Annotated in this window: 4 protein-coding genes and 1 riboswitch; all 4 genes read right to left on the bottom strand. The window is 58.8% G+C overall.

The window, feature by feature from the left end; genetic code table 11:
* On the bottom strand, positions 1–491 hold a 491-nt coding region (locus tag GZ093_RS20355), incomplete at its 3' end, for a cytosine permease (protein WP_296489514.1).
* 79 nt (positions 492–570) lie between these two features.
* A riboswitch (TPP riboswitch) is annotated at positions 571–679 on the bottom strand.
* Between the two features lie 32 nt (positions 680–711).
* Positions 712–1,791 carry an NAD(P)/FAD-dependent oxidoreductase gene (locus tag GZ093_RS20350; RefSeq protein WP_296489516.1) on the bottom strand — a complete coding sequence of 360 codons (1,080 nt, stop codon included), beginning with the start codon at positions 1,789–1,791 and terminating at the stop codon, positions 712–714.
* 25 nt (positions 1,792–1,816) lie between these two features.
* Entirely contained in the window at positions 1,817–2,146 is a 330-nt protein-coding gene (gene fdxA / locus GZ093_RS20345) for a ferredoxin FdxA (protein WP_296489513.1), read from the bottom strand.
* A 103-nt stretch (positions 2,147–2,249) separates the two neighbouring features.
* Positions 2,250–3,650 carry a GTP-binding protein gene (locus GZ093_RS20340; protein ID WP_296489512.1) on the bottom strand — a complete coding sequence of 467 codons (1,401 nt, stop codon included), beginning with the start codon at positions 3,648–3,650 and terminating at the stop codon, positions 2,250–2,252.
* Between the last annotated feature and the right edge of the window lie 514 nt (positions 3,651–4,164).

Genomic DNA, 4,164 nt, shown 5'->3' with positions numbered 1-4,164 from the left:
GTCATGGAGCCTGCCAGCAACAGCGTCAGCACCGCGCCCCACAAGAGGGTGGTAACGACGATGCCGCCCGTGCCCTGCAGCGACAGGCCCAAAGATTGTTTGCCAATAGCGGCTGTGCCGTCGCGCATCACCACCAGTTCAAAGGTGGTCCAGCCGATGAGCTGGGCCATGTTCAACAGCACCGGCAAACGTGCAAAGTAACTGCCATAGGTGGCGTGCATCAGCCCGGCGCTGGACAAGCCGCTGTCGCAACCCAGCTTGGCCGTCCAGGCCAGCAGGCCGGCGCCCAGCAGCGACCCCAGCACAATGGCAATGGCCGCATCGCGGCTGCCCACGGCCGGCACCAGGTAAGCGCCGATTTGCATCACCAGCAGGCCCACGCCCAGGCTGAACCAAAGTGAGGCGTGGTCATGCCAGCTAAAAACCCGCTCAGCGGTTGCCACTGGCGTCAAAGCCTGGTTCACGTTGTCGGTGATATTTGAATTTGCCATCTATTTGCTCCATGCAAAAAAGTTGGCAGGTTGGCTGAATCTGAAAACGCAGCTGTGTCAGCAGAGAAGGCGGTGACACCGGTTTTCAGACTTGCTTCCCTGCGCGAGGATTACCTCAATCAGGTTCAAAGGGACTTTCTCAGTCACCCGCTTTCATTGAAAGCTGGGCAACACCCCTAGCGAAATGCGCTCCAACAAAAGAGCGCGATGCAGATTCTACTCAGTCAAACACCGGCGTTTCCACGCCCAACACCTTGTGCAGTTTAGGACTGGTGGTGGTGTACTGTAAAAAGACCTTTTTCTCGGGCGAAATGATCGGCATGGCGCCAAAGGCGGCGAGGGCGCATTCGTGAAAGCCGCTCAAGATCAGCTTCTTCTTGCCGGGGTAGGTGTTGATGTCGCCGACGGCAAAAATGCCGGGCTCGCTGGTGGAAAACTTCTCGGTATCGACCTTGAGCTGTTTGCGCTCGATGTCCAGACCCCAGTCGGCAATAGGGCCCAGCTTGGGCGACAGGCCAAAAAAAACCAGCAATACGTCCAGCGGCACGACCCGGGTGATGCCGTCGGCGCCGGTGACTTTGATGCCGGTCAGCAGGCCGTCTTGTGCTTCAAAGCCGGTGGCCTGACCGACGATGAACTGCATCTCCAGCGCGTCGCACAGTTCGCGCATTTTTGCCACATTGGCCGGCACCGCCTTGAAGCCGTCGCGGCGATGGATCAGGATCACGCTGGCGGCTTTGTGGGGGCCGTCTTTGACAAAGTCCAGCGCCCAGTCGAGGGCAGAATCGCCGCCGCCGACGATGACCAGATTCTTGCCAGCAAAATCTGCCGGGTTGCGCACGCGGTAAAACAATTGCGAGTCTTCAAACACGTCCAGGCCGTCAACCTTGAGTGTGCGTGGCTGGAAGGCGCCCACGCCAGCCGCAATGAAGATGGTTTTGCTCAGGAAGCTCGTGCCCTTGGAGGTGGCGACAAAAAAACGCCCGTCGTCTTGTTTCTCTACGGTGGTGACTTCCTGTCCGTAGTGAAAGGTGGCACCAAACGGCGCAATCTGTTTCAGCAGGTTTTGCGTCAGCTCCCGGCCGGTGCAGACCGGTACCGCCGGGATGTCGTAAATGGGCTTGTCAGGATAGAGCTCGACGCACTGACCGCCGGGGTACGCCAGCGAATCGACCACATGGGCCTTGATTTCGAGCAGGCCGAGCTCAAACACCTGAAACAGCCCGACCGGGCCGGCACCGACGATCACGGCGTCGGTTTCTATGGGGTCTTGATGGTTGCGCACAGGCGAGTCACTAATCCAAGTTGAAAAAAGTAAAAAAGAATCAACGCTCCAAAAACGGCAGTTTGCCGGTCTTGTCTTTCCACTCTTCGGCTTCAGGCAGTGCCGGCTTGCGCTTGGTGATGGTTTTCCAGCCTGGCAACTTGGCCAGTTCGGCGTTGATCTTGGTCATGTGCTGCTGGTCTTTGGGCACGTCTTCTTCAGCATAGATGGCGTTGACCGGGCACTCGGGAATGCAAACGGCGCAGTCAATGCACTCATCGGGGTCAATGGTCAAAAAGTTGGGACCCTCGCGAAAGCAATCCACGGGACAGACATCGACGCAATCGGTGTACTTGCATTTGATACAGGCTTCAGTGACGGTATGTGTCATGTTGTGTTTTTCGACAAGGTAGGTGAAAAGGGTTGATTTTATTGGGTTTCAAAATCCATTCAGTCATATTGGCCTTGGCCGCCGATGAATTACTTGAACCAGGTCAATTAATCAGCACCGCGCCCGCGGTTTTGTGCGAGGCCGTGTCCACCAACACCAGCGCGCCCAGCACCCGGGACTGGCTGAAAGGGCGGGCTGCAATCGGCTCTTGCAGCACCAGTTCGACATGGCCGATGGCATTGGCGGCCAGCGCGGTGGCTTCTTCTTCGGCCAGGGTGTTGATGTCCAGCTTGTGCACGATGCGCTTGACCCTCGCTTTGACCCAACGGTGCCCGTGCAGCGCCCAATAAACGCGACCGGCGACCAGCGGCTCGTCGTCCATCCAGGCAACCGTCACTTTCAGCTCGCGGCTGGGCGCCAGGCTACTGCTGGCAGGTGCCGTATCGAAATCATCCGGTGCCACCGCGGTAGCTGTCGGCGTGGGCTCCAACGCCAGCAGCCAGTCGCCGCGCGACACATCGACCTCGCGGTCCAGCACAATGCCCGCGCTGTGTCCGGCGGCCACGGTGCCGGGTTGGCGCGTGTGCCCCAATACCTGCGCGATGCTGGCGCTTTGACCGCTGGGCAGCAGCTTGACCGCCTGCCCGACGCGGGCAGAGCCGGTGGCGACCCGACCCCAAAAAACGCGGCGACCCTGCGAGGTGTCGCTACTGCTTGAGAACTTTTCGACCCATTGCACCGGAAAGGCCAGTGGCAAACCGGTGTCCGCCGGAGTCACCGGCAACAACTCCAGAATGTCGAGCAGACTCGGGCCGCTGTAGCCGCACCAGCCTTCGGCCGCTTCCACCACGTTGTGGCCCTTGAGCGCAGAAATCGGCACGATCGCGGCTACGGCAATGCCGGCGGCTTGCGCAAATGCTTCCAGCGCGTGGCTGATGTTGCTAAACGCCAGCGCCGCCTGACCCTCAGTTTCTGGTTTGGCCGTGTCTTCCAGCGCGTCGAGCTTGTTGACGGCAAACACGATGCTGTTGACGCGCAGCAAGTGGCACAAGAGCGAATGGCGCCGGGTTTGCGGCAGCAGCCCAAGCGCAGGCTTTTGCCATTGCAGCTTGGTCGCGTCCACCAGCACGACAGCGGCATCGGCGCTGCTGGCCGCGGTGACCATGTTGCGGGTGTATTGCTCGTGGCCGGGGGCGTCGCCGATGATGAATTTGCGATTGGCCGTGTTGAAGTAGCGGTAGGCCACGTCGATGGTGATGCCCTGTTCGCGCTCGGCCGAGAGCCCATCGGTGAACTGTGCCAGGTCCGCCTCGCCGCTCTTGGAGACGTTGGCCAGTTGGTCCAGCAGCACGCTTTTGCTGTCCAGCAGCAAGCGGCCAATCAGTGTGCTCTTGCCGTCATCGACGCTGCCGCAGGTGATGAATTTCAGCGCAGATTTTGTATCAAATTGGGCTGTATCCCCCGTGTCTGTTGCCTGAGTAGCTATTGAAGTTGTAGTGTTCATTTTTGTCTTCTTGGTGTTTGGTGTGTCCGTTACGTTTAACGTTGAATAGTCACTTTTGATGCCTGCTTTGCTTTGACCCGCAGCTCGCATTGGGTATCTGACTCCGCGAATGTCCCCCGGCTTGTGCTTCGCCCAAGCCTCCTCCTTGACTTGGCAAAACCCCAAGTCCACGCTGCGTCAGATACCCAACGCACGCTGCTAGTCGCTGTCACCGCTGTCAGTATTGCTGTCACTAGCACGGTCTGGATCATTTCGCCGACAGCGTTAGGCGTGGTGATTGGGGTATGTGACCGGGCTTTGGGGTGAAAGGCGCGCGTCGGCAGTCGGTGGCGAACTGCAGCTTGCCTTTCGCGTGTGTTTTCACCCCAAAACCGCATGCACATGCCCCGGTCGCAGCGCCGGGTTAGACACATAGCCGCGCCGAGATCACGATAAAGCAACTTCTTTTCTGTAAATTTCCGAAATTTAGTTTTGGGTGTTGGTGATTTGCAGCGCTCAGGGCTTCATGGTTAGA

Origin of the sequence: Rhodoferax sp. (assembly GCF_010365055.1) — a bacterium.
In the GTDB taxonomy this organism is placed as follows: Bacteria; Pseudomonadota; Gammaproteobacteria; order Burkholderiales; family Burkholderiaceae_C; genus Rhodoferax.
The sequence above is the reverse complement of the archived record's forward strand: the minus strand, read 5'-3'. Positions and strand labels throughout refer to the sequence as shown.